Genomic DNA, 328 nt, shown 5'->3' on the forward strand with positions numbered 1-328 from the left:
CCCTGCTCGACGAATGGGCCTACCAACGCCCCTACACCAGCAACCAGGAACGAACCGAAGCGCTCCCCGACTTCCTGCACGCCTACAACTACCATCGCTGCCACACCGCACTCGGAGGCCAACCCCCGATCACGCGTGTCCTCACTCGTGCGGGTCTAGACAGCGTGTGAGGCGTTAGGAGCCGTCGACCGGCTCCGGCGGTGCGGGCAGATCCATCACCGCGCGCAGGGCTCTCAGTGCCGCCACGGTGGCGGGTCTGTCCTTGCTGACGATGTCGTTGAAGCGTCGGCGGGCGGCGTCCGAGCGTGAGTGTGCCTGGGTGATCTGC

At 66.8% G+C, this 328-nt stretch carries 1 protein-coding gene; it reads left to right on the plus strand.

Translation table 11 applies throughout. From position 1 onward, the window contains the following. Positions 1-170: integrase core domain-containing protein (locus tag PUR61_RS38370; protein WP_329884432.1), on the plus strand; the 170-nt coding region annotated here is incomplete at its 5' end. Between the last annotated feature and the right edge of the window lie 158 nt (positions 171-328).

Source organism: Streptomyces sp. BE20, assembly GCF_036322525.1.
In the GTDB taxonomy this organism is placed as follows: domain Bacteria; phylum Actinomycetota; class Actinomycetes; order Streptomycetales; family Streptomycetaceae; genus Kitasatospora.